This window comes from Xanthomonas arboricola (assembly GCF_002940665.1).
Taxonomy (GTDB): Bacteria; Pseudomonadota; Gammaproteobacteria; order Xanthomonadales; family Xanthomonadaceae; genus Xanthomonas; species Xanthomonas arboricola_B.
In genome coordinates this window covers 1,270,601-1,293,919 of sequence record NZ_MIGY01000002.1, presented here as the reverse complement: position 1 = coordinate 1,293,919, position 23,319 = coordinate 1,270,601, and the positions used below count along the sequence as shown (strand labels likewise).

The 23,319-nt window shown below is 66.9% G+C and carries 23 protein-coding genes, 1 other RNA gene and 1 pseudogene; 17 read left to right on the top strand and 8 right to left on the bottom strand.

Annotation, left to right across the window (positions count from 1 at the left end; genetic code table 11):
• Positions 1–47 precede the first annotated feature (47 nt).
• The 10 genes from pyrE to XarjCFBP7645_RS12755 all read left to right on the top strand — a co-directional run bounded on the left by pyrE (position 48) and on the right by XarjCFBP7645_RS12755 (position 6,842).
• A complete protein-coding gene (gene pyrE, locus XarjCFBP7645_RS12800) occupies positions 48–707 on the top strand; it encodes an orotate phosphoribosyltransferase (protein WP_104537755.1) in 660 nt (219 codons plus the stop codon).
• Between the two features lie 22 nt (positions 708–729).
• Positions 730–1,395, top strand: a complete 666-nt coding sequence (locus XarjCFBP7645_RS12795; protein ID WP_146096324.1) for a hypothetical protein — start codon at positions 730–732, stop codon at positions 1,393–1,395.
• Positions 1,396–1,510: 115 nt separating this feature from the next.
• Positions 1,511–2,308, top strand: coding sequence for a ParA family protein (locus XarjCFBP7645_RS12790; RefSeq protein WP_104537753.1), 798 nt, complete (start codon positions 1,511–1,513; stop codon positions 2,306–2,308).
• Complete coding sequence (locus XarjCFBP7645_RS12785) at positions 2,308–3,237, top strand: ParB/RepB/Spo0J family partition protein (RefSeq protein ID WP_104537752.1); 930 nt, start codon at positions 2,308–2,310, stop codon at positions 3,235–3,237. Before XarjCFBP7645_RS12790 ends, XarjCFBP7645_RS12785 begins: the two co-directional genes overlap by 1 nt.
• Before the next feature lie 33 nt (positions 3,238–3,270).
• Complete coding sequence (locus XarjCFBP7645_RS12780; RefSeq protein WP_104537751.1) at positions 3,271–3,579, top strand: helix-hairpin-helix domain-containing protein; 309 nt, start codon at positions 3,271–3,273, stop codon at positions 3,577–3,579.
• 43 nt (positions 3,580–3,622) lie between these two features.
• Complete coding sequence (locus tag XarjCFBP7645_RS12775; protein ID WP_181126316.1) at positions 3,623–3,844, top strand: hypothetical protein; 222 nt, start codon at positions 3,623–3,625, stop codon at positions 3,842–3,844.
• Between the two features lie 87 nt (positions 3,845–3,931).
• Positions 3,932–4,897, top strand: a complete 966-nt coding sequence (locus XarjCFBP7645_RS12770; RefSeq protein WP_104537750.1) for an SDR family NAD(P)-dependent oxidoreductase — start codon at positions 3,932–3,934, stop codon at positions 4,895–4,897.
• 89 nt (positions 4,898–4,986) lie between these two features.
• Complete coding sequence (locus XarjCFBP7645_RS12765) at positions 4,987–5,709, top strand: glycosyltransferase family 2 protein (RefSeq protein ID WP_047127516.1); 723 nt, start codon at positions 4,987–4,989, stop codon at positions 5,707–5,709.
• The gene (locus XarjCFBP7645_RS12760; protein ID WP_039816706.1) at positions 5,709–6,050 is read left to right on the top strand and encodes a lipid-A-disaccharide synthase N-terminal domain-containing protein; all 342 of its coding nucleotides are present in this window, start codon (positions 5,709–5,711) and stop codon (positions 6,048–6,050) included. The genes XarjCFBP7645_RS12765 and XarjCFBP7645_RS12760 overlap by 1 nt, the downstream gene beginning before the upstream one ends.
• 258 nt (positions 6,051–6,308) lie before the next feature.
• Positions 6,309–6,842: a hypothetical protein gene (locus XarjCFBP7645_RS12755; RefSeq protein WP_104537749.1), complete on the top strand. Its 534-nt coding sequence runs from the start codon at positions 6,309–6,311 to the stop codon at positions 6,840–6,842.
• A gap of 245 nt (positions 6,843–7,087) precedes the next feature.
• On the opposite strand, the gene XarjCFBP7645_RS21725 is transcribed toward XarjCFBP7645_RS12755, so the two are convergent.
• From XarjCFBP7645_RS21725 to coaBC, 3 genes are read right to left on the bottom strand one after another with little or no spacing between them, the layout of a single operon-like run.
• Positions 7,088–9,433, bottom strand: a complete 2,346-nt coding sequence (locus tag XarjCFBP7645_RS21725) for a phosphomannomutase/phosphoglucomutase (protein WP_104537748.1) — start codon at positions 9,431–9,433, stop codon at positions 7,088–7,090.
• Positions 9,434–9,446: 13 nt separating this feature from the next.
• A complete protein-coding gene (dut, locus tag XarjCFBP7645_RS12745; protein WP_016901966.1) occupies positions 9,447–9,914 on the bottom strand; it encodes a dUTP diphosphatase in 468 nt (155 codons plus the stop codon).
• The gene (gene coaBC, locus XarjCFBP7645_RS12740) at positions 9,911–11,185 is read right to left on the bottom strand and encodes a bifunctional phosphopantothenoylcysteine decarboxylase/phosphopantothenate--cysteine ligase CoaBC (RefSeq protein WP_104537747.1); all 1,275 of its coding nucleotides are present in this window, start codon (positions 11,183–11,185) and stop codon (positions 9,911–9,913) included. Before coaBC ends, dut begins: the two co-directional genes overlap by 4 nt.
• A gap of 96 nt (positions 11,186–11,281) precedes the next feature.
• Here coaBC and radC point away from each other — a divergent pair, with 96 nt between their 5' ends.
• From radC to XarjCFBP7645_RS12715, 5 genes are all read left to right on the top strand, one after another.
• Complete coding sequence (radC, locus tag XarjCFBP7645_RS12735) at positions 11,282–11,959, top strand: RadC family protein (RefSeq protein ID WP_104537746.1); 678 nt, start codon at positions 11,282–11,284, stop codon at positions 11,957–11,959.
• Positions 11,960–12,045: 86 nt separating this feature from the next.
• A complete protein-coding gene (gene argS / locus XarjCFBP7645_RS12730; RefSeq protein WP_104537745.1) occupies positions 12,046–13,734 on the top strand; it encodes an arginine--tRNA ligase in 1,689 nt (562 codons plus the stop codon).
• Between the two features lie 45 nt (positions 13,735–13,779).
• Positions 13,780–14,661, top strand: a complete 882-nt coding sequence (locus XarjCFBP7645_RS12725; protein ID WP_104537744.1) for an SPOR domain-containing protein — start codon at positions 13,780–13,782, stop codon at positions 14,659–14,661.
• 5 nt (positions 14,662–14,666) lie between these two features.
• Positions 14,667–15,215 (top strand): hypothetical protein, encoded by a 549-nt coding sequence (locus XarjCFBP7645_RS12720; protein WP_104537743.1) that lies wholly within the window; start codon positions 14,667–14,669, stop codon positions 15,213–15,215.
• 39 nt (positions 15,216–15,254) lie between these two features.
• Complete coding sequence (locus XarjCFBP7645_RS12715; protein ID WP_104537742.1) at positions 15,255–16,010, top strand: SDR family NAD(P)-dependent oxidoreductase; 756 nt, start codon at positions 15,255–15,257, stop codon at positions 16,008–16,010.
• 165 nt (positions 16,011–16,175) lie between these two features.
• Here the strand turns inward: XarjCFBP7645_RS12715 and XarjCFBP7645_RS12710 are convergent, their stop codons facing one another.
• From XarjCFBP7645_RS12710 to speA, 3 genes and pseudogenes are all read right to left on the bottom strand, one after another.
• A complete protein-coding gene (locus XarjCFBP7645_RS12710) occupies positions 16,176–17,303 on the bottom strand; it encodes an acyltransferase family protein (protein ID WP_104537741.1) in 1,128 nt (375 codons plus the stop codon).
• Positions 17,304–17,317: 14 nt separating this feature from the next.
• Positions 17,318–17,645 (bottom strand): annotated as a pseudogene (locus XarjCFBP7645_RS12705) (glycosyltransferase); the annotation flags it as partial.
• Between the two features lie 508 nt (positions 17,646–18,153).
• Positions 18,154–20,040 (bottom strand): arginine decarboxylase, encoded by a 1,887-nt coding sequence (gene speA, locus XarjCFBP7645_RS12695; RefSeq protein WP_104537739.1) that lies wholly within the window; start codon positions 20,038–20,040, stop codon positions 18,154–18,156.
• Between the two features lie 233 nt (positions 20,041–20,273).
• On the opposite strand from speA, the gene speE reads away from it, so the two are divergent.
• Together speE and XarjCFBP7645_RS12685 are read left to right on the top strand one after the other, a co-directional pair.
• A complete protein-coding gene (gene speE, locus XarjCFBP7645_RS12690) occupies positions 20,274–21,131 on the top strand; it encodes a polyamine aminopropyltransferase (protein WP_104537738.1) in 858 nt (285 codons plus the stop codon).
• Positions 21,132–21,404: 273 nt separating this feature from the next.
• A non-coding RNA gene (locus XarjCFBP7645_RS12685) (sX9 sRNA) lies at positions 21,405–21,480 on the top strand.
• A 59-nt stretch (positions 21,481–21,539) separates the two neighbouring features.
• Here the strand turns inward: XarjCFBP7645_RS12685 and XarjCFBP7645_RS12680 are convergent.
• Both XarjCFBP7645_RS12680 and XarjCFBP7645_RS12675 read right to left on the bottom strand, forming a co-directional pair.
• Positions 21,540–22,151, bottom strand: a complete 612-nt coding sequence (locus XarjCFBP7645_RS12680; RefSeq protein ID WP_104537737.1) for a PH domain-containing protein — start codon at positions 22,149–22,151, stop codon at positions 21,540–21,542.
• Positions 22,152–22,357: 206 nt separating this feature from the next.
• Positions 22,358–23,179 (bottom strand): hypothetical protein, encoded by an 822-nt coding sequence (locus XarjCFBP7645_RS12675; RefSeq protein ID WP_104537736.1) that lies wholly within the window; start codon positions 23,177–23,179, stop codon positions 22,358–22,360.
• Positions 23,180–23,319 lie beyond the last annotated feature (140 nt).

The window sequence follows — 23,319 nt, the reverse complement described above, 5'->3', positions numbered from 1 at the left end:
CGGCTATGCTTTCCAATCCCGAATCCCCACTCCCCAATCTCGTCACCATGACCGACCACCGCACCCGCTTCCTGCAGCTGGCCCTGGGCGCCGATGCCTTGCGCTTTGGCGAGTTCACGCTCAAGTCCGGGCGGCTCAGCCCGTATTTCTTCAATGCCGGACGCTTCGATTCGGGCGCCAAGACCGCGCAGCTGGCGCAGTGCTACGCCGATGCGATCGATGCGGCCGGGGTGGAGTTCGATCTGCTGTTCGGGCCGGCCTACAAGGGCATTCCGCTGGCGACCGCGCTGGCCTGCGCCTACGCCGGGCGCGGGCGCGATCTGCCGCTGGCGTTCAACCGCAAGGAAGCCAAGGACCATGGCGAGGGCGGCAGCCTGATCGGTGCGCCGCTTGAGGGGCGCAAGGTGCTGATCGTCGACGACGTGATCACCGCCGGCACCGCGATCCGTGAGGCGCTGGGCATCATCCGGGGTGCCGGCGGCATTCCGTCCGGGATCGTGGTGGCGCTGGACCGGCAGGAGATCGCCTCCGAGCAGGATCGTCGGTCGGCTGCGCAGGCGGTGGCGGCCGAGGCCGGCATCCCGGTGATCGCGGTGGCCAATCTGGGCGACCTGCTTGCTTTTGCGGCAGGAAACGCCGACCTTGTGGGCTTCCGGGAACCGCTGCTGGCCTATCGTGGCCGCTACGGCACCGGCACCACGGGCTGACGGCAGGCGACAGGGGGCTGCAATGATGCCGAGACACATCCGTTTGGCGTTACTCGCCGCCGTTGCGGCAGCCGTGGCCGCTGCGCCTGCCATCGCGCAGGACAAGCCGGCCGCCAAGAAGCTGTATTGCTGGAATCAGAACGGCGCCCGGGTGTGCAGCGATACGCTGCCGCCGGAGGCGGTCAATCAGGCACGTGACGAATTCAACGCCAAGAGCGGCCTGCGCAGCGCCGAAGTGCAGCGCGCCATGAGCAGCGACGAGCGCGCCGCCGCCGCAGCCAGCGAGCAGCAACGCCAGGCCGACCTGGCCGCCGAGCAGATGCGCCAGCGCACCGACCAGGCGATGTTGATGTCCTACCAGAGCGAGGACGACCTGCGCCGGGTGTTCAACGAGCGCATCGCCATCGTCGACAACAACATCCACACCGCGCGTTTCAACGTGACCAGCCTGCGCGAAGGGCTGGCCAGCATGCTGCGCAGCGCCGGCGACCGCGAACTGGCCGGCCAGGCGGTGGCCGACAAGCTGGCCGCCGACATCCAGCAACGCCATCGCGAGCTGATGGCGCAATTGCGTCTGCAGACCAGCTTCGAGCAGCAGCGGGTGGCGCTGGACGGCGAGATCGCCGACATCCTGCAGCGCTACCGGGCGATGAAGGAGCCGCCGGCCGGCGCGGCGCCCACCGGCTGACCGGCGCAGCCGTCATTCCGGCCCGTGCGGCGCACCGCCGCGTGCGGCATTTCCCGATCCGACGCCCTGCCCGCATAATGGCCGGTCCTACTCCCTGCCCACGAGGCTCTCCCGCATGGCCCGGATCATCGCCATTGCCAACCAGAAAGGCGGCGTCGGCAAGACCACGACTGCGGTCAATCTGGCGGCCGGCCTGGCGCGCGCGCCCAAGCGTGTGCTGCTGGTGGATCTGGACTCGCAGGGCAACGCCACCATGGGCAGCGGCATCGACAAGCGCGATGTGGCCGCCTCGACCTGCGACCTGTTGCTGGGCGAAAACACCGCTGCCGAAATCCGGGTCACCGCACCGGAAGGCTTCGACCTGCTGCCGGGCAACATCGACCTGACCGCTGCCGAGATCCAGCTGATGGATCAGGACGAGCGCGAGCAGCGGCTCAAGCGCGCCCTGGCGCCGATCCGCGACGAGTACGACTTCATCCTGATCGACTGCCCGCCGGCGTTGTCGCTGCTGACGCTCAATGCCCTGACCGCGGCCGACTCGATCATCGTGCCGATGCAGTGCGAGTATTACGCGCTGGAAGGACTGACCGCGCTGCTGGAAACCATTGAGGCGTTGCGCGCAAACCTCAATCCGGCGCTGGAAATCGAAGGCGTGCTGCGCACGATGTTCGACATCCGCAACAACCTGGCCAACGCGGTGTCGGCCGAGCTGACCGAGCATTTCGGCGACAAGGTGTTCCGTACCATCGTGCCGCGCAACGTGCGCCTGGCCGAGGCGCCCAGCCATGGCCAGAGCATCGTCGGTTACGACCGCACCTCGCGCGGTGGCGTGGCCTACCTGGGGCTGGCCGGCGAAATCGTGCGCCGCCAGAACGACCGCAACAAGGCCTACCGGCCCGTGGAGACCGTCTGATGAACAAGCCGATCCCCGCAAAGAAGCGCGGTCTGGGCCGTGGCCTGGAAGCGCTGCTAGGGCCGAAGGGCGCGGCCGCCGCAGCGGCGCCCAGCGCAAACAGCGAGGAAGCATTGCAGCCGGGCGACAGCCTGCGCCAGTTGCCGGTTACCCAGTTGCAGCCGGGCAAGTACCAGCCGCGCAAGGAGATGGACGAGGTCAAGCTGGCCGAGCTGGCGGAGTCGATCAAGGCGCAGGGGGTGATCCAGCCGATCGTGGCGCGCGAGCTGGCGCCGGGGCAGTTCGAGATCGTGGCCGGCGAGCGTCGCTGGCGCGCCTCGCAGCTGGCCGGGCTGAGCGAGGTTCCGGTGGTGGTGCGCGAGCTGGACGACCGCACCGTCATCGCGATGGCGCTGATCGAGAACATCCAGCGCGAAGACCTCAACCCGCTGGAAGAAGCGCAGGCGCTGCAGCGCCTGATCGACGAATTTTCGCTGACCCACGCCGAGGCCGCCGGTGCGGTGGGCCGCTCGCGTGCGTCGGTGTCCAACCTGCTGCGGCTGCTGGAATTGCCGGTGGCGATCCGCGTGCTGCTGGAAACCCGCCGTCTGGAAATGGGCCATGCGCGTGCGCTGCTCACCCTGGCGCCGGAGCTGGCCAGCAAGCTGGCGCAGGAAGCGGCCGACCAGGGCTGGTCGGTACGCGAGGTCGAACACCGTGCGCAGCAGTTCGCCGCCGGCAAGGTGCCCGGCGCATTGCGCAAGGGCAAGCCGGCCGCCGCCGCGCCGCAGGCCGATATCGCCTCGCTGGAAACCGAACTGTCCGAATCGCTGGGCACCAAGGTGGTGTTCAACCACGGCCGCGGCGGCAAGGGCAAGCTGGTGATCCACTACACCGACCTGGACACGCTGGACGGCGTGCTCGAACGCCTGCGCCTGCAGCGCAGCTGAGCCTGTGTGCACGCACCAGGAGCATCCCCGGCAATGAATCCCGCCAAGGTCGATCGCAAGCACCTGCTGCGTCTGACCGACCTGCCGAACGTGGGGCCGGCCTGCGAAAAGGATCTGCAGCGGATCGGCATCCGGGTTGCCGCGCAGTTGCGCGGTCGCGATGCCTACGACATGTATGCGCAGCTGTGCCTGCGCACCGGCGTGCTGCACGACCCCTGCGTGATCGACGTGTTCCTGTCGATCACGCGCTTCATGCAAGGCGAGGCGCCGCGGCCATGGTGGGCGTTCAGCGCCGAACGCAAGGCAACGCTGGCCAGCGAAGCACCGCTCAGTCTGGGGTGAGTGCGCGCACGTGATCAGGCGCTGCCATCAACCGGAGCAACCCATGAGCAGTGAAGACGACCAGATCAGCCCGGGCGGCAGCACGCTGCTGCTGCATGCGCAGGAAAAGCAATTCGAGCCGGCACACGGCGGTGACTGCATCGAGCAGATCAGCGCACATATCGAGCAGCATCTGGGGCCGATCTTGGCAGTTCCGCACAAAGTCGTCTCCGACGCCATACCTCTGGACGTGGCGAAAGGGATTGGGGGACATCATGGCGTTTGATCGCGTCGACGTCGCCAAAAGCGCTTCGGGCTGTTCTGAGCGCCGCCTGCCTGCTCGCCTGCTTCCGATATCTCCAGGACCACTGCAATGACCATTCTCGTCACCGGCGCCGCCGGTTTCATCGGGGCCTACACCTGCCGCGCGCTGGCTGCGCGCGGCGAGTCGGTGGTGGGCCTGGACAACTACAACAGCTATTACGACCCGCAGCTCAAGCGCGACCGGGTGGCGGCGCTGTGCCCGGGTATCGATATCCGCACACTGGATCTGACCGACCGCGACGGCATGGCTGCGCTGTTCGACGAGATCCGGCCCACGCGCGTGGTGCACCTGGCCGCGCAGGCCGGGGTGCGTTACTCGCTGGAAAATCCGTCCGCCTACGTCGACAGCAACCTGGTCGGCTTCGTCAACATGCTCGAACTGTGCCGGCACCGCGGCGTGCAGCATCTGGTGTATGCGTCGAGCAGTTCGGTATACGGCGATTCGGCCACCCCGCCATTTTCCGAGGACCAGCGCGTGGACCAGCCGCGCTCGCTGTATGCGGCGACCAAGGCCGCCAACGAATTGATGGGCTATACCTATGCGCAGCTGTACGGCCTGCGCGCGACCGGGCTACGGTTTTTCACCGTGTACGGGCCGTGGGGCCGGCCAGACATGGCGCCGCTGATCTTCAGCCGCGCGGTGCTGGCGGGGCGGCCGATCGAGGTCTTCAACCACGGCAGGATGCAGCGCGATTTCACCTTCGTCGACGACATCGTGGCCGGCGTGCTGGGCGCGCTGGACACGCCCGGCAGCGAGCCGGTGCCGCACCGGGTGTTCAACCTGGGCAACCACACCCCGGTGGAGCTGGAATACTTCATCGACGTGATCGCCCAGGCGGCCGGGCGCCCGGCCGAGAAGGTCTACCGGCCGATGCAGCCGGGCGACATGGTCCGCACCATGGCCGATACGCAGCGCGCGCGCGCCGCCTTCGGCTTCGAGCCGGCCACCCCGGTTGAGCGCGGCCTGCCGCAGGTGGTGGACTGGTGCCGCAGTTATTTTGGCGATCGCGCCTAGGGCACACGTTCGCTTCATGCCTGACTCAGACAGTCAGGGCACAATGCGCGATCTTTTTCGCTCCGCCGTCATCTGGCCACCACGAATCCATGAGCCACCCTCAGCTTTCCGTTGTCGTCCCGGTGTTCAACGAGCGCGATAACGTCGCCGCGCTGGTCGGCGAAATCGTCGCCGCCTTGCGCGGGCTGGTGGCGTTCGAGATCGTCTATGTCGACGACCACTCCCGCGACGACACCCTGGCGGTGCTGCAAGGCCTGAAGAGCACCACGCCGGAACTGCGCGTGCTGCACCACGTGACCCAGAGCGGTCAGAGCACGGCGGTACGCAACGGCGTCAAGGCCGCCCGCGCGAGCTGGATCGCCACGCTCGATGGCGACGGCCAGAACGATCCGGCCGACATTCCCAAACTGCTGACCGCACGCGCCAGCGCCGAAGCGCAGGTGAAGCTGTTCGCCGGCTGGCGGGTCAATCGCCAGGATTCGGGGTCCAAGCGCTGGGCCAGCAAGTGGGCCAACGCGATCCGTGCGCGCATGCTGCACGACAACACCCCCGATACCGGCTGCGGCATCAAGCTGTTCGAGCGCGAGGCGTTCCTGGATCTGCCCTACTTCGATCATATGCATCGCTATCTGCCGGCGTTGATGCAGCGCGCCGGCTGGCGCACGGTGAGCGTGCCGGTGCATCACCGTCATCGCACCGCCGGCGTGTCCAAGTACAACAACCTCAATCGCGCGCTGGTCGGCATCCGCGACCTGCGCGGCGTTGCATGGTTGATCACCCGCAGCAAGCGCACCGTGGTGCAGGAGCGCTGATGGAACTGCATTGGCTGGACCAACCGCTGACCTGGCTGTACTGGACCGGCCTGCATGTCACCGGCTGGAAGCTGATCGGCTATGTGGGCGCACTGATGTTCGGGGGCCGCTGGCTGGTGCAGTTTGTCGCCTCCAAGCGCGCCGGCAAGCCGGTGATCCCGCGCATGTTCTGGTACATGAGCGTGGTCGGCAGCCTGATGACGCTGAGCTACTTCGTGTTCTCGGCCAAGCAGGATTCGGTGGGCGTACTGCAAAACCTGTTTCCGGCGTTTACCGCGTTCTACAGCCTGTATCTGGATGTGAAGCATCGCGGCTGGAAGCGGGATCGGGCGGTGCATTGAGCGGGGATTGGGGAGTCGGGATTGGGGAGTCGCAAGTGCGGCACTCCTGCTCCACGTTTCCGGGCTTTGAGGCGATGCTGGCTGCGTAGCTGAGCTGATGGAGCAGGCTGCACGGCTCTGTGTTGCGGTGGATAACGCCAGGCGCCCGATAGCTGGGGGTCGATGCGTTTTTCCGTACGTCGCGATGCGATGGTCACCGACCCGGGATGAGGCGCGTGGCCGACGCCGCGGCTGTTTGCTCGTCGGCATGCTGTGCCTATGTCCAGCGCGCTCCTCCATCGTCCGTTGTCCGAGTCGGCGCCGATTGCGGTGCATTGGCACCTGCGGCTATACACGCATCAGCAGGTACCCCTGTTTGCCGACTGGCGTTGCGCGCGGGCAGCCGCGGCCAGCCTCGCAGCGGCCGGTCATTGGCAGGGTGCGCAGTTGCTGTGCTGGGTGCTGCTGCCGGACAGTTGGTGTGCGCTGTTGCAGGCACCGGGAAAGGCCGCGCTGCTGCAACTGGCTGCCGTTGCGCGACAGGCGGCGGCCGAGGCGATCAATCGCGCGCGCGGCCGTGGCGGGACGGTGTGGCAGCCGCAGATGCAGGCGTCGGCGCTGGGGCTGGATGACGACCATCGACAGTTCGCGCGCTCGCTGGTGGCGTTGCCACTACGGGCAGGGCTGGCCGCGCAGATCGGTGGATATCCTTACTGGGATGCGGTCTGGCTGTTGCACGACAACGCTGCAAACGGCGCCGCGATTCCTGTGCCGGATGATCGCGCACGCATGCCGGGTCTGGAAGGCAGGTGACGTGATCACTGGCGTCTGACCGGCGCGAGCCAGACGTACAGATGCGCGTTGTCGCCTGTCAGCTTCGCGGGATATCTGTCCAAGCGGCGTCTGTTCGGGCGACGTCTGACGTCGGTCAGGGCGGGCTGCGCGTTGCGGTGATCGTCTCTCTGCCAGCGTCGAACACGGTGTGGGCGGTAACTACGGCGCCACGATCTGCTCTGCCGGCATGCCGGCAGAGCAGTCGACCGGTGCGCAGCGGTCGATCAAAACTCCAGCGGATGGTCCGGCAGCAGGGCCTGCAACTGGCTGCGGAACAACCCGCGAATCCGCTGCAATGCGGCTTCGGTGTCGGCCTCGAAGCGCAGCACCAGGATCGGCGTGGTGTTGGAGGCACGCACCAGGCCCCAACCGTCGGCGAAGTCCGCGCGCAGCCCGTCGATTGTCGACAGCCGGGCCAATTCGAACGGCGATTCCTCGCCAGCCTGCGCACGTTCGACAAAGCGCGCGACCAGTGCATGCGCATCGCCGTCTACCGGCACCTTGATTTCCGGCGTGGACACGCTTTCGGGCAAGGCGTCCAACACCTCGGACGGGGTCTGCTCGCGCTGGGCCAGGATTTCCAGCAGGCGTGCGGCCGCATAGATACCATCATCGAAACCGTACCAGCGCTCCTTGAAGAAGAAGTGCCCGCTCATCTCGCCAGCCAGTTCGGCGTCGGTCTCGCGCATCTTGGCCTTGATCAGCGAATGCCCGGTCTTCCACATCAACGGGCTGCCGCCATTGCGCAGCACGTAGTCGGACAGTTTGCCGGTGCACTTGACGTCGTAGATCACCAACGCGCCGGGATTGCGCTGCAGCACATCGGCGGCGAACAGCATCAGCAAGCGGTCCGGGAACACCATCGCGCCTTGCTTGGTGACCACGCCCAGACGATCGGCATCGCCATCGAAGGCCACGCCGATATCGGCATCGAAGCGCTGCACCATCTTCACCAGATCGTCGAGGTTGTGCGGCTCGCTCGGGTCGGGATGATGATTGGGGAAGGTGCCGTCGATCTCGCAGTACAACGGAATGACCTCGGCGCCGATGGCTTCCAACAGGCGCGGCGCGATATCGCCGGCCACGCCGTTGCCGGCATCCACCACCACCTTGATCGGGCGGTCCAGCTGCACGTCGTCGGCGATGCGCTGGATGTAGGCATCGCTGATGTCGCGCTGTTCCACATCGCCAGGCGCTGCCGCGGTGTGCAGGCGGCCTTCGTTGATGCGCTGGTGCAGTTCGGCGATCGCCGCCCCGGACAGGGTCTCGCCACCGATCACGATCTTGAAGCCGTTGTAGTCGGGCGGATTGTGGCTGCCGGTGACCGCCACGCAGCTGCCGGCGCGCAGTTCGTAGGCCCCGAAGTACACCACCGGGGTGGGCGCCAAGCCGATATCGATCACCTGGCAGCCGGCGCGGCGCAGGCCGTCGATCAGGCCGTTGGCAAGTTCCGGGCCCGACAGCCGTCCATCGCGGCCGACCACCACCTCGCGCAGGCCCTGCGCCTGCATCACGCTGCCGATGGCCTGGCCGATCAACGCGGCGACGCCGGGGTTGAGGTCCTTGCCGACCACGCCACGGATGTCGTAAGCGCGGAACATCTCGGTGGCGACCTGCACGGCCGGCACCAGCGCCGACGGCGCGGCCGGCGCATCTGTGTCCAGCGCGCGCGCTTGGCTGGCGACACTGGCGTCGTGCTGCAGGCTCTGGCTGAAGGTCGGTTCGTCGGCGATCGACTCGCCGGCCACGCGGCGGCGCGGCAAGGCGACGCGGCCACGGCTGGCCAGTACCAACAGCACCGCGATGACGAGCAGCAGCGCGGCCACGATGGCGCAGCCAACGGCGCCCAGACCCAACGGGCCGTCATCGCGTTGCGGCACCGCGGCGGCCACACGCAGGCCGCTGTCACCCAATGGCCTGGCCAGGGTTTCGGCAGCATCGGCCAGCACCGCATCGCCTTGCTGGGCGACGTTGTAGCTGCCCTGGCGCAAGGCCAGGTACGCGCTGCCGGGCACTGCGATCGCATCCAGCGGGCCGGTCAGGCGCAACAGCGGCAGGCGCGCATACGCCACCGCTGGCTGTGCGCCCAGTCGTACTGCTGCCGCCACACCGAGACGGACCTGCTTGACATCGCGCACCACGTGCACCTGCGCACGCTCGGCCAACAGTGCCGACTCGAGCAGGCTCAGCCGCGCGTAGCCGAAGTCCCCGGGATTGTCGTAGGCGGCGGTGAGATCGCCGGACAAGACCTGCACATCCTCGGCGCCCTTGAAGCGCTCGCGGATGATCGAGGCGGCGGCCAGCGCGTCGCCATTGGCCAGCGCGGCGATGACCTGCGGCTGCTTGAGCATGGCATCGAGCTGGCTGGCCTGTTGGGTCATGGCCTGGCTGACGTCCTGCACGGCGCGGTCGCGCGCCCGTTCCAAGTCCTGCGCAACCGCATCCTGGCGCCATTGCGCGTAGCTGCTCCAGCCGAACCAGGCGGCCAGCAGCAATAACGCCGCCCCCAACACCGGACCACTCGTACGCACGCTGGACATCGACTGCCTGCGCTCGTTCGCCTTGCTCATGTGACGTCCCCCGTCAGCGCACGCCGGTGTGGCCGAATCCACCCGCTCCCCGCGCGCTGTCGACGAAAGTATCCACCACTTGCAAGCCCACGCGCACGATCGGCAGGATCACCAGCTGTGCGATGCGGTCGCCCGGCTCGATGGTGAAGGCCTCACGGCCGCGATTCCAGGTGCTGATCAGCAGCGGCCCCTGGTAATCGGCATCGATGAGCCCGGTGCCATTGCCGAGCACGATGCCGTGGCGATGGCCCAGGCCCGAGCGCGGCAGGATCACTGCGCACAGCTGCGGGTCGGCCAGATGGATCGCAATGCCGCTGGGAATCAGCGCCGCATCGCCGGGCTCCAGCGTCATTGGCGCTTCCAGCGCGGCGCGCAGGTCCATGCCTGCGCTGGCGTCGGTGGCGTAGGCCGGCAGCGGCCACAGGTCGCCGAAGCGCGGGTCGAGCAGCTTCACCTGCAGGGACTGGGTCGGGGTGCTCATGCCTGCAATCTCTCCGCGATCAGGGCCAACAGCTGGTCGGCCAATTCGGTCTTGCTGCTGCTGGGAAAGACGCGCTCGCCGCCCTGCCAATAGGCGGTGGCGGCGTTGTTGTCGCTTTCGAAGCCGCCGCCTTCGATCCCCACCTGGTTGGCGATGATCAGGTCCAGCCGTTTGGCGGCCAGCTTGCCACGCGCGTAATGCTCCACGTCGTGCGTTTCGGCGGCAAAACCGACCACCAGCTTCAGCGCGCCGGTCTGCGCGGCGACCTCGGCCAGGATGTCCGGCGTGCGCACCAGGTCCAGGGTCAGCGTCTCGCCGGTCTTCTTGATCTTCTGCGCGACCACCCGCTTGGGGGTGTAGTCGGCCACTGCAGCGGCACCGATGTAGATGTCGGCCGGGAACGCGTCGAGCACCGCATCGCGCATCTGCGCAGCCGAGCGCACGTCGATCCGCCGGACGCCGGCCGGAGTGGTCTGGTGCACCGGGCCGCTGACCAGCACCACGTCGGCGCCCTGGCTGGCGGCGGCAGCGGCCAGGGCATAGCCCATCTTGCCGCTGCTACGGTTGCCCACGTAGCGCACCGGGTCCAGGTCCTCGAAGGTGGGGCCTGCACTGATCACGATGCGCAGGCCGTCCAGTTGCGCGCTGCTGGGCACGAACGCAGGCGCAGCAGCACTCTTGGAGGCGAGCAGCATGGCACTGACAGCACCGGCACCGCCGACCAGGGCGGCGATGATCGCCGCCGGCTCGGCCAGCCGACCGGGGCCGGACTCGCCTTCGGCCAGCGGGCCGTCATCGGGACCGACCACGCGCACGCCGCGTGCCGACAGGCTCGCCATATTCGCCTGCGTGGCCGGGTGCAGCCACATGCGGTGGTTCATTGCCGGGGCCACGGTCAGCGGCGCAGTGGTGGCCAGGCACAGCGTGCTGACCAGGTCATCGGCCAGACCATGCGCCAGACGCGCCAGCAGGTCGGCCGTGGCCGGGGCGACGATCACCTGATCGGCCCAGCGCGCCAGTTCGATATGTCCCATCGCCTGCTCGGCGGCACTGTCCCACAACGTGGTGCGGGTGGGCTGCCCGGACAGCGCCTGGAAGCTGAGCGGGGTAACGAATTGTTGCGCGCCGCCGGTCATGGCGACCTGCACCTGCGCACCGGCGTCGCGCAGGCGACGGACCAGTTCGAGCGATTTGTAAGCGGCAATGCCTCCGCCGACGCACAGCAGCAAGCGCTGTCCGTCCAAGGGGCGGGCCTGAGTGGAGCCGATCACGTCGGAGTCGTCCTACGGTTACAAGGACAACTAGATTAGCCGATGCCCCCGTCCGGTCTGATAGGCGTGAGCGATGAGCACCGGCAATCTCGCCATATGCACATTCACGACTGGCCCACCCACGAACGCCCGCGCGAGAAACTTCTGGCGCGCGGGGCCCCTGCCCTGTCCGATGCCGAGCTGTTGGCGATCTTTGTCGGCTCCGGCCTGCGCGGCCAGGACGCCGTCCAGACCGGGCGCGACCTGCTGCTTCGCCACGGCCCGCTGCGCGTACTGCTGGATCGCACGGCACCCGCCCTGGCGCGCCTGCCCGGCCTGGGTCCGGCCTCGGCCTGCAAGCTCAGTGCGGCGCTGGAGCTGTCGCACCGCCACCTGCTGAGCGCACTGGAACGCGGCGACGCGCTCAGCGACCCGCCCAGCGTCGGCCGTTACTTTTCGCAACGGCTGCGTGCCCGCTCCTACGAAGTGTTCGCGGCGCTGTACCTGGATACCCGCCATCACGCCATCGCCTTCGAGGAACTGTTCACCGGCACCATCGACGGGGCCGACATCCATCCACGCGAAGTGGTGCGGCGGGCGCTACTGCACAATGCCGCGGCGGTGATCGTCGGGCACAACCATCCGTCTGGCAATCGGGAACCGTCCGAGGCCGACCACGCGGTCACCCGGCGTCTGCTGGATGCCTTGGAGCTGGTGGATATCCGCCTGCTGGACCACTTCGTGATCGGCGACGGGCGTCCGGTCTCGCTGGCCGAGCGCGGCTGGCTGGGATGACACGGTGGCGGTGACCTGAACCATCGGCCCGACCGCGGGGCGCGCGGTCGGGTAAAATCGGTGGTTTCGTTCCAAGCAGATCCCACGTGAAAGCCCAACTCCGCGCATTGATCGGCCAAGGCATTGAAGCCTTGCGCGCCAACGGCACCCTGCCTGCCGACACCCTGCCGCCGGATTTCGTGGTCGAGCGACCCAAGACGCGCGAGCACGGCGACTTTGCCACCAATGCCGCGATGCTGCTGGCCAAGCCGGCGCGCAGCAATCCGCGCGCGCTGGCCCAGGCGCTGGTCGCCGCATTGCCGGCCAGCGACGACGTGGCCAAGGTGGAGATCGCCGGTCCGGGCTTCATCAACTTCCATCTCGCCCCCACCGCCTACCAACGCGAAGTGGCGCATGTGCTCAAGCAGGGCCACGACTACGGTCGCGGGCTGGCCGGCAATGGCCGCTCGGTGGGCGTGGAATACGTCTCGGCCAACCCGACCGGCCCGCTGCACGTCGGCCACGGCCGCGCAGCGGCGATCGGCGACAGCCTGGCGCGCGTGCTCGATGCCAACGGCTGGAACGTCAAGCGCGAGTTCTACTACAACGATGCTGGCGTGCAGATCGAGAACCTGGCCTTGTCGGTGCAGGCGCGCGCGCAAGGGCTCATCCCCGACAGCGACGGCTGGCCGGAGAATGGCTATCGCGGCGATTACATCGCCGATGTGGCCAACGCCTACCTGGCCGGCGACACCGTCGACCTGGAAGGCCATCTGGTCACCGGAGGCAAGGACCCTGCCGATTTCGACGCGATCCGTCGCTTTGCCGTGGCCTATCTGCGCAACGAGCAGAACCACGACCTGGCCGCGTTCCGCGTCGATTTCGATATCTATTTCCTCGAAAGCTCGCTGTACAAGGACGGCAAGGTCGAAGAGGCGGTGCAGAAGCTGATCGCCTCCGGCCATACCTACGAGGAAGGCGGCGCGTTGTGGTTGAAGTCCACCGAGTTCGGCGACGACAAGGACCGGGTGATGCGCAAGTCCGACGGCACCTACACCTACTTCGTGCCGGACGTGGCCTATCACCTGACCAAGTGGCAGCGCGGCTACGAGCGCGCGATCACCGAACTGGGGGCCGATCACCACGGCTCGCTGACGCGCGTGCGCGCCGGCCTGCAGGCGCTGGAACTGGGCATCCCGCAAGGCTGGCCGGAGTACGTGCTGCACCAGATGGTCACGGTGATGCGCGGCGGCGAGGAAGTGAAACTGTCCAAGCGTGCCGGCAGCTACGTCACCCTGCGCGATCTGATCGAAGAAACCAGCGCCGATGCGGTGCGCTGGTTCCTGATCGCGCGCAAGCCCGACTCGCAGCTCACCTTCGACATCGACCTGGCGCGTCAGCAGAGCAACGACAACCCGGTGTTCTACGTGCAGTACGCGCATGCCCGCGTCTGCAGCGTGCTGCGGCAGGCGCAGGAGAAGGGCTACAAGTACGAGCAGGCGCATGGACTGGCCGAGCTGGCGCGCCTGGACGACGAGCACTCGCTCAACGTCATGGTCGAGCTGTCGCGCTATGCGGAGGTGGTGGAAATCGCCGGGCAGACGCTGGAGCCGTACCAGATCGCGCAATACCTGCGTGAATTGGCGCACGCCTTCCACACGTGGTATCACAACACCAAACTGCTGGTGGACGATGCCGCAGAGCGCGACGCCAAGCTCACCCTCGCCGTCGCCACGCAGCAGGTACTCGCCAACGGCCTGGAACTGCTTGGCGTCAGCGCCCCAGAAAAGATGTAAGCCGGGCCGCATGGCCCGCAACGACGTGATTCGGAGAAGTGGTAGATGGCAGCACGACGCGGTAAGAGTCAGGCGCGACGCAATACCAGCAATGGCACCCCCGGTTGGGTGTGGTTGGTGGCGGGCGCTGCGATTGCGGCAGTGATCTTTCTGGCCGCGCCCAACCTGTTCAAGAAGGACGGCGACGGCTTCCTGCGCGTAGGCCCGCGCGCCAACCCCGACGCGCAGCCCGAACCGGTGGCCGATGCCGACGTGGATACGCCGGCCGAGCTCCCCAAGCCCAGCGCGCAACCGCCCAAACCGCAAGCCAAGCCCGGCGATGCGCAAACCCAGTACGACTTCTATACCTTGCTGCCGGGCAAGGAAGTGCAGATGTCCGATGCCGAACTGGCGGCCAGTGCGCGCGCCGAAGAAGCCGCACGTGCGCGCGCAGCGCTGGAAGGCAAGCCGGTCGCGCCTGCGCCGGCTGCGAGCGTGGCGGCAGCCACGCCGGCGGCCAGCGTGCCGGTTCCGTTGAACGAAACTGCAGCCAGCGCGCCGAAGCCGTTGGCGGAGGCCGCCCCAACGCGTCCGGCCGCCACGCCGGCGCCGGCCAGCACTGCGGCGCTCACCACGCCAGCTGCAACGGCTGCGCCGAAGCCGACTGCGGCAGCAGCAGCTGCCACGCCGGCATCCCCCGCCGCAGTGACGGACAACACCCGCTACATCCTGCAGGCCGGCTCGTTCGGCGCCTCCGGGGATGCCGAATCGACCAAGGCCAAGCTGGCGATGATGGGCCTGGCCGCACGCGTCGAATCGGCCGACATCAGCGGCAAAACCGTTTACCGCGTGCGCATGGGGCCGTACGGCAGCGCCGGCGAACTGGCCGAAGCCAAGCAGAAACTGACCGGTAGCGGCTTGCCCGCCATTGCGATCAAGGCGCAGTAGCCGCCGTGCTGCAGCGCGCCGCCGGCCTGTGGTTGTGGTGGGGACTGATCGGCGCGGCGCACGCCACCGAGCAGATTCCCGACCGCATCCGGATCGACGGGCAGGACGCGGCACTGCTGGCCGAGCCATTGGCGCCGGTGCTGGACGACCAGGCCACCTGGCAACGTTTCGTAGCGCATGCGCGGCAGGCGCTGGGCAGTTGCAGTGCAAACTGGCGTGGCTATCGGGCCGATTGGCGCGTGGAGCAGGCGCAGGTATTGCTGGATCGCGTCGTCATCGGCGCCTGCGACACCGCGCCGCCGGCATTGCCCCTCGAGGTGCTGTTTCCCGGACGGACCGCCCCGGTGGCCGCGGACTGGATCGATGGCGAGCTGGTGATCGCCCTGCCAACCGCCGCGAGCACCGGCGACACCGCACCCGGCGCCGCAGAAGCACCGTATTTGCTCCTGCAGGTGCGACACGGCCGCGTAGTGACGCGCGAGCCGCTCAGTGAGGCAGGGTTGCGCGCGCTTCGCGCCCAGGCCAACACACCTGGTCCTGCCACCACACCCTGACCCCTTCGCCTCATCCCCTTGTTCGCAGGAGTTATCCCCATGTCCAAGACTGTTCTGATCACCGGTGCCACTTCCGGATTTGGCAGCGCTGCCGTGCGCCGTTTTGCCGCCGCCGGCTGGAAAGTCATCGCCACCGGTCGCCGCGCCGAGCGCCTGGATGCCTTGGCTGCCGAACTGCCCGCCGGTCAGGTGCATACCGCCGCCTTCGACATGCGCGATGCGCAGGCCTTGTCGGCAGCGATCGACGCGCTGCCGGCCGACTTCACCGGCATCGATGTGCTGGTTAACAACGCCGGGTTGGCGCTGGGCACCGCGCCCGCGCAGCAGGCCGACCTGACCCAGTGGCAGCAGATGATCGACACCAACGTGACCGCACTGGTGACGCTGACGCACCGGCTGCTGCCCACACTGATCGAGCGCCGTGGCGCCATCATCAACATCGCCTCGGTCGCGGCGACCTACCCCTACACCGGCGGCAACGTGTACGGCGGCACTAAGGCGTTCGTGCAGCAGTTTTCGCTGGGCCTGCGCGCGGACCTGCACGGCACCGGCGTGCGCGTGACCTCGATCGAACCGGGCATGGCCGAAACCGAATTCACCCTGGTGCGCACCGGCGGCAACCAGGCCGCCTCGGACACGCTGTACCGCGGCGCCACCCCGATGACCGCCGAGGACATCGCCGAGCAGATCTACTACGTCGCCAGCCTGCCAGCGCATCTGAACATCAATCGGCTGGAAATCATGCCGGTCACGCAGTCGTTTGCCGGTTTCCAGGTGGCGCGCGACGCGCAGTGACGAGGGCCTGCAACGCCAGTGCCTCGGTCGCGCCGCGATCCGATGGTGTGGCGGCCGGCGCGTGAGCAGATCGCGCCGCATCCAAGCTGGGTGCGGCGCTGCAACCGGCGCACCGCCAGGGATGACGACAACGCCGCGCATTGCGCGGCGTTTTGCTCCGCCTGGTCAGCCGCGATCGGCGGCAGCCAACGGCTGCGCGCCTGGCCGTAGCATCTTGTCGCGCAGTTGCAGGAACGGGCGCTCCACCGCGTAGTGCAACAGCGCGCCGCCCAGCACCGCCACCAGCCCATACACCGCAAATGCCAGCACGCCCCGCCCCTCCAGCGCCGGCCCGAACCAGCCCTGGGTGAGATGGAAGACGGCCTTGTGGGTCAGATACAGGCTGTAGGAGATGGCCGCCAGCCATGCCGCGCCCGGCACGCGCAAGCCGCCAAACACACCGCTGCTGGCGGTGCCGGCCAGAACCAACAAGGCCAGCCCCAGCGACAGCACCGGCCAGCCCACCGCATTGCCGAGCAGGCCGGTGCGCTCGCGGAACAGCCACAGTGCCAGTGCCAGAATCGCCACGCCGGCACACAGGATGGCGTTGCCGTGCTGCTGCAGCCGTTGCCACGTCATGGGGCGAAACACCTTCAGCACCGCCAGCACGACACCGGCCAGCAGACCGTCCAGACGATTCCAGGTCGGGTAATAGATGTCTTCGATGAACCAGTTGCGCTGCAGACCGACGCCAGCGCTGTCCAGGGCAGTGTTGTGCCACCAGATGCCGGCACGCAGCGCGGTGCCGGCAACCACGACCAGCACGCAGAGCACGCCAAAGCGTGTGGCCGAGGGCCGACGCAGCAGCAGCGTCGCCAGCAACGGAAATACCAGATAGAAATGTTCTTCCACGCACAGCGACCAGGCGTGCGAGAACGCGGCATCGCGGCCGTAATCGACGAACAGGTTCAGGGTGAAGGTGACGAACATCCACCACGGTGCCAGCCCGGGCGACTCGCGAAAGTCCGGCCACGCCATGTAGATCGCCAGCACCACTAAGAACGCCGGCAGGATGCGAAACGCCCTGCGCAGATAGAACTGCTTGAAGTCCACGCGCTGCCCGCGCGCCAGCGGCTTCAGCACCTGCGTGCCGATCAGAAAACCGCTTAGCACGAAGAACAGGTCCACGCCCATCCATCCGTAGCGCGACAACCACGCCCAGTTCGGCCCCAGACCGCCGACCACGAAGGAATGGAACAACATCACCCAGACAATGGCGATGCCACGCAGTAGATCGAGAGCGGGATAGCGCATACGGACGATGCAAGACCGAGGGAGCCCGATTGTGCAGCATCCGCCGAGGCGGCGACGCCGGTACCGGCGTCGGCCAAGGTGTCCGGCTGCAACCCGACCCGTGCGAGCCGGCGGGGCGACCCAGGCAATGCGCCCAGAACGGCTGGTCGTCGCCGAACGCCAACACCACCGACGGAATCCCCGCAGCCAGCACCGCACCGGTGGTGCCGACGCCGCCGTGATGCATTGCCACCGATATCTGCGGGAACAGCCAATCGTGCGGTGCCTGCTGCAGCTGGAAGAAGCGCTCGGCACGTCTATCCCGGCCGATGCCAGCCCGCCCCAGCGCGTTGGCCAGCCTGACCGGCCCGACGCGTCGCCGCCAGCATCAGCGCGGCACACTGCAGCATGCCGCGCAGCAGCGTGGCCGGCTCCGGCAGGGCTGCGGCGGTGTCGTTCCAGGTCTGCAACAGGCGTCGGCGTTCTGCGTTGCCGGTCCCGTCTATCTGACGCAGCGCGGACCGGCGAGCACCGCATCGGCCAGATGGTCAGACGGCAGCTGTGTTCGGCTGGCCCGTCGCGGCAAGCTGGCGCCGTAGTCCTTCGCGAACGCACCCAGACGCACTGCCCGCTGCAGCGAGAACAGCGTCGTACATGCCGATGCGTCGTCGCACGCCGCCGCTGGGGCAACACGTTGCCAGCCTCGGCCAAGGCGTGCAGAAGTCATGGTATCCGGCAATGGCACCGGGGTCGCTCCGGAGGCACGCCACATCCGGCCGCACAGCTGTGCCGTGGGCCGTCTCTTCAATGCATTGCGTGCAGAGGGGAAACACAACGGCGCGCCACGGCATCGGCCGCAGCGCGCAGTGCCTCAGCCCAACGGTTCGTCGGACAGGTAGGTGTAACCGGTCAACCCTGCTTCCAGTGCGTCGCTCAATTCCTGTGCGCGCTCGGGCGATAGCTGCGCGGCGGCGATGCGCTCGGCATAGGTCGCACGTAGCGTGTCCAGCTGATAGCCCACGTAGTCCAGCATCACATCGGTGGTATCGCCGCGGCGCTGCTGCGCGATGCGGTAGCCGTCGCCGTCCACGGCCACTTCCACCGCATCGGTATCGCCGAACAGGTTATGGATATCGCCCAGGATTTCCTGGTAGGCACCGACCAGGAAGAAGCCGATGCGATAGCTCTGCCCCGGATTCAACGCATGCAGCGGCATCGAGCTGTCCAGGCTTTCGTTCTCGACGTAGGTCTTGACCATGCCGTCGGAGTCGCAGGTCATGTCGGCGATGATGCCGCGCCGCTGCGGCGCTTCGTTCAAGCGCTCGATCGGCACGATCGGGAACACCTGATCGATCGCCCACACATCCGGAATCGACTCGAACACGCTGAAATTGACGAAATACTTGTCCACCAGCCGCTCGTTGAGCTCGTCCAGCACCGGGCGATGGCTCTTTTCGTCGAAGCTCAGGCGTGCACGTACGCCGTGGGCGATCGCATAGAACAGGTCGTCGATACGTGCGCGGTGGGTCAGGTCGATCTGGCCCAATGCGTAGGCACTCAGGCCTTCGGCATGGAAGTGCTGCGCCTCCTGAAACAGTTCCACCGCCGGGCGCACATCGAGCTCGTCATGGATCTCGCGCAGGTGGCGGATCGCTGCCGGCTCGTCATCGTGCGTGTCCGGTACGCGGCCTTCCGGCGCCTGCTCCACTTCGGACACGTTGGCGATCAACACCGCGTGGTGGGCGGTCATCGCGCGGCCGCATTCGGTGACGATGCGCGGCGGAGCCAGGCCGTGCTCTTCACAGGCGCTGGCCAGGGGCTGCACGATGTTGCTGGCGTAGGAATGCAGGCCGTAGTTGATCGAGCAATAGCTGCGCGAGCGCGTGCCTTCGTAATCGATGCCCAGACCGCCGCCGACATCCACGTGGCTGATCCGCGCGCCCAGCCGCGACAGCTCCACGAAGTAGCGCGTGGCCTCGCGCATGCCGTTGGCGATGTCGCGCACATTGGAGATCTGCGAACCCATATGGAAGTGCAGCAGGTTCAGGCTGTCGGCGTACTCGGTATCGCGCAGCGTCTTCCACAGGTCCAGCACCTGGCGCGGCGACAGCCCGAACTTGGCCTTGTCGCCACCGCTGTTCTGCCACTTGCCCGCGCCAAGCGAAGCCAGGCGCATGCGCACGCCCAGACCCGGCTTGACGTCCAGTGCGCGCGCCTCTTCCAGCACCAGCTTCAGCTCGGAGGGCTTTTCGATGACGATGAAGGTCTGCAGGCCGAGCTTGCGGCCGATCAGCGCCAGGCGGATGTATTCGCGGTCCTTATAGCCGTTGCAGACGATCAGCCCACCCGGGCGCGACAGCGCCAGCACCGCCATCAGCTCCGGCTTGCTGCCCGCTTCCAGGCCGAAGCCCTCACCATGGTGCGACGCCAGGGTGCCGGCCACGCCCCGATGCTGGTTGACCTTGATCGGGTACACGGCCGTATAGCCGCCGGCGTAATCCCATTCGGACTGCGCCTGCGCGAACGCCGCCTGCAACTTGCCAAGGCGCTGGCCCAGGATGTCCGGGAAACGCACCAGCAGCGGCAGCTTGGCGCCGGCCGCGCGCGCGGCGTCCACCACCTCGGGCAACGACACCGACGGACCGTCGCTGGTCGGTGTGACCACCACATGTCCGGCGTCGTTCACATCGAAATACCCGTCGGCCCAATGCGGGATCGAATAGGTCTTGCGGGCTTGGTCGAGGGACCAATCGCTCATTTCGCTGACTCGGCTGGGACAAAAAGGGCGTGAAGTGTAACGCCTGGCACGCGCAGGGTCCGTTACAATCCGCGCCGACTTCACGCCCCTCTCCCGGTTGGAGCGGGGTTGGCGAGGGTTCGGCATAACCGCCAGCAGCTTGTCTGTGCGCGGCTGCGCCCGACCCTCATCCGGCGCTTTGCGCCACCTTTTCCCGGTGGGAGAAGGAACAGCCCCATCTTTCAGGACTTTGCATGAGCGCCAACGACAACTGGTACATCGAACACTTCCAGCCCACCGGCTCGGCGATCGGCTTCCGCATCAGCGGCAAGCTGGACGAGGTGCAGTCCCCGTTCCAGAAGATCGAGATCTACCAGACCACCGACTGGGGCAAGCTGATGCTGATCGACGGCGCGGTGATGCTGACCAGCCGCGACAATTTCTTCTATCACGAGATGATCAGCCACCCGGCGCTGTTCACCCATCCCGCGCCCAAGCGCGTGGTGATCATCGGCGGCGGCGACTGCGGCACCCTGCGCGAGGTGCTCAAGCACCCGGGCGTGGAAAGCGCCACCCAGTGCGACATCGACGAGCAGGTCACCCGCATGTCGGAGAAGTACTTCCCCGAGCTGTGCGATTCCAACCACGATACGCGTGCCGAGTTGCTGTTCGACGACGGCGTGGCCTACATGGCCAACTGCCCGGCCGGCAGCGTGGATATCGTGATCGTCGACTCCACCGACCCGGTCGGCCCGGCCGAAGGCCTGTTCAACAAGGCATTCTACGAGAGCTGCTTCAAGGCATTGAAGGACGACGGCATCCTGGTGCAGCAGTCCGAGTCGCCGCTGGCGCTGCTGGAACTGATCAAGGAAATGCGCACCGAAATGGGCAAGGCCGGTTTCCAGTCGTTCAAGACCCTGCCCTTCCCGCAGCCGTGCTACCCCACCGGCTGGTGGAGCGTGACCATGGCCAGCAAGCAGGCCAACGCCGAGTTCGCCTTCCGCCAGGACGCCGCACAGGCCAAGGGCTTCGAGACGCTGTACTACACCGCGCACCTGCACACCGGCGTGCTGGTCGCGCCGCCGTTCGTGGCCAAGGCGCTGGGCGAGTAAGACTGCCAGCGGCACAAGGTGAACGGTCGCCAGATGGACATGACAGGCGCGGAGCAGCCGCCATGTCCATGCGGCAAGCGGCGCCGCGCAGCGACTGCGCCGGCCCGACGACGATCACGTGCCGGTCTTAAATGCCGTAGCCTGGCACCCCACGACCGGCGTAGCGGTCTGCGCGCATGCTGCGGCAAGCGCAGAGCACCGCAGACCGCCGCTTGAAGCGACTTCCCGATCCACTGCGTGCACCGCTTGGCACGGCCGGTGCTCGGAATCGGCATGCACGACGCCGTACGCTCCGGTTCTAGGCGCACCGTCCGCACGGCTTACGACTGCTCGCTACGTCTTGTCAGGCATTCTTGGGCCGTGCAATCCCCGCCAGCTGACGGCTACCTGCTGAATCTGTCAGCAGCCTTACAGCCGTGCCAACACCTCGGCTTTTTTGGCGTCGAATTCTTCCTGCGTGACCAAACCCGCATCCAATAGCTGCTTGAGCTTGCTCAGCACCTGCATCGGATCATCGGTGACGGCCACCGCGATCGGCGGAGCCGAAGGCACCGCACCCTGCGCTGCAGGAGCGTGCACCACCACACCGCCGGCCGACGCGCGCAACTTGTCGAATTCCAGCTGCTGGCGTTTTTCGTAGGCCGATTCTTCCACCTGCTGCGCATAGGCATACACGCGCCGCGCCTGCTTTTTTGGAAGGCTATCGATGGATGCGTACGCGCCCTGCGTGGTGCGGCACATGATGGTGGCCCCGAGCATCTGTTCGCTCATGTGCACATCGAGCACCTCGCGCCAGGGGAAATCGCGAAACGTCATGCCGAACAGTTTCGGGTAGACCACAATGAACCTGCGGTTGGTCAGCACCACCGCGTCAGGTGACAGGTTCATCACCATCTTCTTCTGCACGGCGATGTACTCGACCTGCTCGTCGCGAGTCAGCAACTCGGTGACCTTGGGCAGGATCCTGCCCACTGCCGTTGGGTCCTGCTCGTCCGTCAAAAACTGCGCCAATGCGTCCATCTGCCCTCGCCAACGGCTGAGTCAATGCGTTGACCGTGACACTACAACAACCCGCATGGATACCCGTGCAACGCCAATGACCGTATGCGGCGCGGCTACAAGGTGCGGCCTCAAACAGAATTGCCGTCTGCCAAGTCGCTGTTGAACTACATCTGGAGCAGAAGGGCGCACGCTGCCGCCCGCCGTTCCTGGATCGTTCGCTTACATTAGAAGCGGACTTCGAGTGCCGCGTTCAGTGCTTCGGCACGATTGATGGTGGTGTCTTCGGCGTAGTCATAGTAATCGTTGGCGTAAATGTAGTTGGTGTACATCGCGCTCACACTCGCGTGCTTGCCGATATCGACGCCCAGGCCGAGGCTCGCGTAGCCACCGTAGATTTCATCACTCATTTCTGCGACCTCCGCATACCATGAGCCAATACGCACCACAGCAAACAGTGGAGTGTCACCAAAGTTGAAGCGGGCCGTACCGCCGATGCCGCCAAACTTCACTGCTGGAATAAAGACATCGTCGGTCGAGTCTCCGCGGTCCAGGCGCCCAACCGATCCCTCGAGCCCGATCAACGTCACCGAGCCGGCACGCCAGCGATAGCCGGCACTGAGGCCAAGCATGTCCTGCTTGTAGCCACTGAACACCTCGCCCCTACCACGCTGCACGCTGATAAACGCGCCGCTGTCGATACGCGATTGCTCGGTCCGCGCAGTGCCCGTTGCTGGTACTGGCGCTGCTGCGTACGCCGGCGCAGGCGGCGCATCTACCGCAGGCGTCTGCGCCGTGACGGTGGCAAATCCGCCGGTCTGGTCGACCACACCTGCACTTCCGCTTCCACCGACGTCGGTCGGCGCGCCGCCGGCTTGCGACGGACGCGACTGCGGCGCTGCCGGCGCAGGGGCCTCCTGCGTACCGGCCTGCGGCTGCTTTTGCTGCTGCCGGTAGCTGTCCCAGCCGCGCGACAGCGATTGCGCTGAAGCCTGTGCCGTGACGCCAAGCGCCGTGCAGGCCAATAGCAGTGTTGCAGTCCTTTTCATCATATTCCCCATGAGTGGTCCCCCATCGTTCCCGCATCCGTGCGCGCACGGGCGAACCCGACGGCGTCTGGAAGTGGCGCACTTGCTGTCATCTCTCCGGGGGCGTCCCCGCATCACTGCAATGCCCAAGGCACCGGCCG